Below are 6,185 nucleotides of genomic sequence, written 5' to 3' on the forward strand. Positions count from 1 at the left end.
AAGCTGACCCTGGCCAAGTTCTACCGGGTTTCCGGACAGAGCACCCAGCATCAGGGCGTGCTGCCGGACATCGCCTACCCGTCGATCATCGACACCAAGGAGATCGGCGAGAGCGCCCTGCCCGAAGCGATGCCGTGGGACACCATCCGCCCGGCCATCAAGCCGGCCAGCGATCCGTTCAAGCCGTACCTGGCCAAGCTGACCGCCGATCATGACGCGCGCACCGTCAAGGATCCGGAATTCATCTACATCCGCGATCGCCTGGCCCTGGCCGAGCAGTTGATGAAAGAGAAGACCGTGAGCCTGAACGAGGCCGATCGTCGTGCCCAGCACAGCGACATCGAAGCCAAGCAACTGGCGTTGGAAAACACCCGTCGCAAGGCCAAGGGCGAAGAGCCGCTCAAAGAGCTGAAGAAGGAAGACGAAGACGCACTGGGCGCCGATCCGGACAAGACCAAACCGGAAGACGACGCTTACCTGGCCGAGACCGGGCGCATCCTGCTCGACTACCTGAAACTCAATACGTCGGTGGCCAAGCACTGATCCACGGAAGTAATGACTGCAACGTGACACCTGCGTCATCAAACCGAAATGAAGCTGTCGTGAAATAGGGACCCGCTGCGTGAGCAGCGGGTCTTTTTTTGCGTCTGGCCCGGTGCTTTCAACCTGTTTCACGCATCGGTCAGAACGACCTTCAGCAAGGTAGCGTACCGATGACCGTCATTGAACAGCTCAGCGCCCTGGACACCATTCTGGCCCAAGGCGGTGTGCACAGCTTGTTCCAGCCCATCGTGTCACTGTCCCAGCGACAGATCCTGGGCTTCGAGGCATTGAGTCGAGGGCCGTCGAACAGCCCGCTGCACTCGCCGATCAATCTGTTCGCCGTCGCCCGCCAGGCCGGGCGGCTCAACGAGCTGGAGATGATGTGCCGCGAAACCGCCTGCCGCCGCTTCAGCGAACAGCGCCTGGACGGCAAACTGTTTCTCAACGTGTCGCCTGAGTCGCTGCTCGAACCGCTGCACGAAAACGGCCGCACCTTGCAGTTGTTGCAACGCTACGGCATCAGCCCAAACCAGGTGGTCATCGAACTCACCGAACAGACCCCTACCGACGATTTCCAACTGCTGTTCAACGCCCTGCATCATTACCGTGCCATGGGGTTTTCCATTGCCCTGGACGACTTGGGAGCAGGCTATTCGAGTCTGCGCCTGTGGTCGGAATTGCGCCCGGACTACGTGAAGATCGACCGTCACTTCATCGATGGCATTCACCAGGACGCCCTCAAGCGTGAGTTCGTCGGCTCCATCCTGCAGATCGCCAAGGCCTCCAAAGCCCAGGTGATCGCCGAGGGCATCGAGCTGGAGGAAGAACTGCTGGTGCTCATCGAGATGGGCGTCGACCTGGTCCAGGGCTATCTGCTCTGCCGTCCTCAGGAGCTGCCGCCACGGGATGCCCGGGCGCTGATTCCTGATCTGGAAGACAGCCACCCTCCCCTGGGCGGAGACGGCGGCGACCTGGCCGCGTTGATCATCGAACAAGCCGCGGTGCAGCGCGATACCTCGACCCGGCAAGTGCTGGAAGCCTTCCGCTTGCAGGCCGACCTGAACACCCTGGCCGTGGTCGACGACGAGGGCCTCCCCTGTGGCGTCGTCCATCGGTACGCACTGTCGGATGCGCTGCTCAAGCCCTTTGCCGCCGACCCGTTCGCGCGCAAGCCGATCAGCTGGTTGATGAGCAGTGAATTCCTCGCGGTCGACATCAAGCAGTCCCTGCAACAGGTCAGTCGCCTACTGACCGGGCGTGCACGGCAACGGATCGAAGAGGACTTCGTGATCGTTCAAGGTGGGCGATACCTGGGCTTGGGCCGACTGATCGACGTACTCAGACTGATCACCGGGCCGGCCTAGACCGCCGTGCTGGACGGGTACGCATACTCGAACACGCGCACCACTTCCGAGGCGTGCCAGGCGGCAGCCGCCACGCCATCTGATGGACCGGAGAAGCGCCCGAGCTTTTCAACGCACTCGAAAAAGCCGGGACGCGGCAGCCGGCTGGCGCCTTGGCTGATCACCAGCGAGCTGCGCAACGGTTGGTCGGCGCGGGCATCGAGCATGGCCAGGTATTCCAGCGCCGCCGTCAGGGTCTGCATGGCAGGCGTGGGCAATGCCAGACGTTCGAGCAGCGCGCGGTAGGTGAGCAAGTGGCGCTGGTGCCGTGCAACGTCGAGCTCGCTCAGCAAGCCCTCCCATTGTTGCCGGCTGATGCGCACGCTCACGACTCGCTGCTCCAGCCCGGCACCCCCAATTCCCAGGCAAGGCTGCGGCGGATGGCAGCATCGGGCTCACGCTCGCCGGTTTCGATCATCGACAGGTAGGAAGGACTGATGCCGACCGCGCGGGCCAGACTGTCCAGAGGCACGCCCTGGGTCTCGCGCAATTCGCGCAGGCGCTGGAAGCTGGGAGGTGGGACGTGAGCGGCCGGAGCAGCCGGTTCGCTGGACGCTTCGGTGTCTGAAGACTGCTCGACCGAGCTGCCTGCGGCGGCAGCCAGAAGCCGTTGATACTCGGCCCATGGCACCACCGCGTATTCCGGCTGACCGTCACGGCTTATCACCTGAACCCCCATTGCATCCTCCCGCACGATGGCTGCCTACATCGGATGATGCAAGCGTAATGCGGGGATGTTAACAGGGGATCGCCGACTTCGGGGCGTTAACTGCGCACCGAAGTCGGCAGGTGTATCAGCGGTGGGATTTTTCCAGCTCAAGCTCCTGCTCCGAAGCCGGCAGGCGTTCGACGACCCGCAGCTTCTCCGGAGACTGCCGCTCGCGCCAGGCACGGAAGGTGTCCAGTTCACCGGACAGGGTTTTCATTACCCAGGCCAGGACCGCGATGTCGTCCAGCATGCCGACGCCCAACAGCCAGTCGGGAATGGCATCGATGGGGCTGACGAAGTAGACCAGGCCAGCGACGATGGACAGCAACGCCTTCGGGCTGATGTTGCGGTACTCGCCCCGCCAGTAGGCCAGGCACAGGGCCTGGAGCAGTTGCACGTCTTCCTTCAGGGCGCCCAGCCGATAGCCCTTGCCCTTGCGCGCCACGGCGAAGATCAAGGCCGGCAGGCGGCCCCGACTCAGGATGCGTTCGGCAATGGGCAGAAAACGGGTGAAATTCCAAGGTGCCTTCATGAGCCCTCCGGTGCCGAATGGTGGTTTCAGGTTATCCACAGTATTTGTGGATAACCTTGTGAACAGAGCCGCTTTTCGCGCCTGACCCGCCCGGTTTTCAAGGGCTGAGGTCAAATCGGGCGTTTTTTACTCACACAAAAAAGCCACGAAAATTCTTGACGCAGTGTTCCGAAAACGGCTAGTGCAGCTTCATCTCAGACCCATTGGCCAAGGCCCGGTTCAAACGAAAACGCCCCGTCGAGACGGGGCGTTTCATCAAGCCGTGACGCTTCGCAGTAATAGCGCTTACTTGGCGGGTGCAGCTTCTTCGACTTCGGCATCGTCGGTTTCGGCAGCAGCGTCGGCAGCAGCCTTGGCAGCGTCCTTGATGGCGATCAGCTCGAGGTCGAACACCAGCACCGAGTTGGCCGGAATGGTCGGGCTCGGGCTCTGGGCACCGTAGGCCAGATCGGCCGGGATGAACAGCTTGACCTTCTCGCCGACGTGCATCAGTTGCAGGCCTTCGACCCAGCCTGGAATCACGCCGCTGACCGGCAGATCGATCGGGGCGCCGCGCTCGATGGAGCTGTCGAAGACCTTGCCGTCGATCAGCTTGCCTTCGTAATGGACGGTGACCACGTCGGTCGGCTTGGGCTGAGCGCCGTCGGCCTTCTTGATGACCTGATACTGCAGGCCCGAAGCGGTGGTGACCACGCCGTCTTTCTTGCCGTTTTCCTCGAGGAACTTCTTGCCGGCGGTCTGGGCCTCGGCGTTCATCTTGGTCATGCGTTCTTCAGCGCGTTTCTGCAGATCGGCGAAAGCTGCGACCAGCTCATCGTCCTTGATCTTCTGCTCTTTCTTGCCGACGGCGTCTTCGATACCCAGGGCTACGGCCTTGGAGTCGAGATCGTCCATACCTTCCTGAGCCAGGCTCTTGCCCATGTTCAGGCCGATACCGTAGGAAGCTTTTTGCGCCGGGGTTTTGAGCTCGACGCTGGTCTGGGAATCGCAACCTGCGAGGACCAGGGTGACCAAGGCAACTGCCGCCGCCAACCGATGCTGTTTCATGCTATTTCCTTGTTCATGCGCCATAAGGGCAATCGAGTGAGGCCGCGAGCTTATCAGGCGGCCACGACCAATGGCTACCGGCATGAGAGAGGCAAAAAGCCGATAAGTTCAGGCCAGCAAAAGGAAAGTGGCTCGGCAGCGGCTCTATGAAAGATGTGTCATGGGAAGGTGGAGGACTGCTCATACTGCGCAGCCACTTCACGCACCACCTCACACAGCCATTGCGCCGGCATCGACAGCTGCAGCGCGGCGTTGCGGCAGATGCCCACCGAGCCGCCCGGCTCGTGCACGCCTAGATCCAGTTCGTACAACTGGCCGGTGGCGATGTCGCGTTGCACCGCATCGCGTGGCGCGACCCAGATGGCATCGCTGCTGGCGACGTAGCGTCGACTGAGGGTCGGCGAAAGCGTTTCCAGACGTTGCGCAGACGGGGTGATCGCGCATTGCACGAACAAGCTGTCGGCGTGCTTGCGGATGGTCGTCCCAGCCAGCGGCAGTACCCACGGGCAGGCGCCGACCTGTTCGGCGTCCAACGGGCGCACTTCGAGCAGCGGATGGCCCGGACGTACCACCAGGGTCATCGACTCGCTGTACAGGTGCTCGAACGACAGGCCCTGAATCTGCGGGCTGTCGGTCATGCGGCCGATCACCAGGTCCAGTTCGCCCACGTGCAGTTGCGCCAGCAGGTAGGCCCCCGGCCCGGTCGCGACGCTGACGACCAGCGCGGCGTGGCGCGCGTGCAGGCGGCAGAGCACTTCCGGCAACAATTGGCTTTCGACGGTGGACAGCACACCGATGCGCACCTGGGGCGCTTCGTGCGGCTCGCCGCGCAGGCTGCTGACGCCGTCGCGCAGGGCCTGCACGCAGGGGCCGGCGTAGCGCATGAAGCGCACGCCTGCGGCCGTCAGCTCGACCCCGCTCTTGTCGCGCTCGAACAAGCGGGTCTGCAGCAGGTCTTCGAGTTCCTTGAGGGTCTTGGAAATCGCCGGCTGGCTGATGGACAAGGTGTCGGCGGCCTTGGCGAAGCTGCCCTGACGGGCAATTTCGAGAAAGCACAGCAGGTGGCGGAATTTGATGCGGCTGTCGAGGTTCATGGCGCCAATCGTAGCATTGGGCCATGGGGTTTGCTTTGGTAGTGAGGGCCTCTTCGCGGGCAGAGCCCGCTCCCACAAGTTCAACTGACGCTTCCGATTGTGTGGGAACGGGGCGGGCGGCGAGCTCTCTGCCCGCGAAGAGGCCAGCAAGACCTACCTACAACCTGCCAATCTCCACCTGATTCCCATTCAAGCGCACCGGCCAGACCCTGACATGCTGATCCGGCGCCTCCAGGCAGCGCCCGTCGCTGAAGCAGTAATGCTGCTTGTACAGCGGCGCCGCCACCACCAACTCCCCCTGCAGGTACCCGACGATTCCACGGCCCAGTACGTTGGCGCCCGAGCGCGGGTCGTGGTTGTCGATGGCGTGCAGCACCCTGCCCTCGCCTGCTTCGGGCAGGTAGAACAATGCGATCTGGTCACCGTCCAGCCACACCACCACACCGGAATTGGCGATCAGGTCCGACCGCTCGCACACTACTTGCCAAGCCATCGCCTGCACAGCTTCGATTGCCTGCATCACACCACCTCCTCGACCACCGGGATCAACGTCACGACATCGCCCGCATGGGCGGGGCGGCGCTGGCCGCGTTCCTTGACGAACTGCACGCCGGGGTCCGCGCGTTTGTCATTGACGAAGGTGCGGAAGCGCTTGAGCTTTTCCGGATCCTTCAGGGCGTTGGCCCATTCGCATTCATAGTGATCGACCACCCGCTGCATCTGCGCTTCGAGTTCGGCGCCCACGCCCAGGCTGTCTTCCAGGACCACCTGCTTGAGGAATTCCAGGCCGCCTTCCAGGTTCTCGCGCCACACCGAGGTGCGCTGCAGCTTGTCGGCGGTGCGGATGTAGAACATCA

General features: G+C 62.8%; 7 protein-coding genes and 2 pseudogenes. 2 read left to right on the top strand and 7 right to left on the bottom strand.

Features of this window, described 5'->3' with window-relative positions:
- Together B2V21_RS16900 and B2V21_RS16905 are read left to right on the top strand one after the other, a co-directional pair.
- A partial coding sequence (locus tag B2V21_RS16900) for a carboxy terminal-processing peptidase (RefSeq protein WP_286917466.1) occupies positions 1 to 543 on the top strand: 543 nt, incomplete at its 5' end.
- Between the two features lie 170 nt (positions 544 to 713).
- Positions 714 to 1,895 (top strand): annotated as a pseudogene (locus tag B2V21_RS16905) (EAL domain-containing protein); the annotation flags it as partial.
- Between the two features lie 8 nt (positions 1,896 to 1,903).
- Here B2V21_RS16905 and B2V21_RS16910 read toward each other — a convergent pair.
- From B2V21_RS16910 to B2V21_RS16940, 7 genes and pseudogenes are all read right to left on the bottom strand, one after another.
- A complete protein-coding gene (locus tag B2V21_RS16910; protein WP_049861051.1) occupies positions 1,904 to 2,275 on the bottom strand; it encodes a hypothetical protein in 372 nt (123 codons plus the stop codon).
- Entirely contained in the window at positions 2,272 to 2,625 is a 354-nt protein-coding gene (locus B2V21_RS16915) for a helix-turn-helix domain-containing protein (protein WP_282347306.1), read from the bottom strand. The genes B2V21_RS16910 and B2V21_RS16915 overlap by 4 nt, the downstream gene beginning before the upstream one ends.
- Positions 2,626 to 2,740: 115 nt before the next feature.
- Positions 2,741 to 3,187: a YkvA family protein gene (locus B2V21_RS16920; RefSeq protein WP_049861053.1), complete on the bottom strand. Its 447-nt coding sequence runs from the start codon at positions 3,185 to 3,187 to the stop codon at positions 2,741 to 2,743.
- Between the two features lie 285 nt (positions 3,188 to 3,472).
- On the bottom strand, positions 3,473 to 4,234 hold the full coding sequence (locus B2V21_RS16925; RefSeq protein ID WP_049861054.1) for an FKBP-type peptidyl-prolyl cis-trans isomerase: 762 nt from the start codon (positions 4,232 to 4,234) through the stop codon (positions 3,473 to 3,475).
- Positions 4,235 to 4,392: 158 nt separating this feature from the next.
- Positions 4,393 to 5,328 carry a pca operon transcription factor PcaQ gene (gene pcaQ / locus B2V21_RS16930; RefSeq protein ID WP_049861055.1) on the bottom strand — a complete coding sequence of 312 codons (936 nt, stop codon included), beginning with the start codon at positions 5,326 to 5,328 and terminating at the stop codon, positions 4,393 to 4,395.
- Between the two features lie 157 nt (positions 5,329 to 5,485).
- A complete protein-coding gene (gene nirD, locus B2V21_RS16935; RefSeq protein ID WP_286917467.1) occupies positions 5,486 to 5,848 on the bottom strand; it encodes a nitrite reductase small subunit NirD in 363 nt (120 codons plus the stop codon).
- A pseudogene (locus tag B2V21_RS16940) lies at positions 5,848 to 6,185 on the bottom strand (nitrite reductase (NAD(P)H)); the annotation flags it as partial. The pseudogene B2V21_RS16940 and the gene nirD, both read right to left, overlap by 1 nt.

The sequence above is a fragment of the Pseudomonas sp. UBA6276 genome, assembly GCF_002438365.1.
Classification (GTDB): Bacteria; Pseudomonadota; Gammaproteobacteria; order Pseudomonadales; family Pseudomonadaceae; genus Aquipseudomonas; species Aquipseudomonas coleopterorum.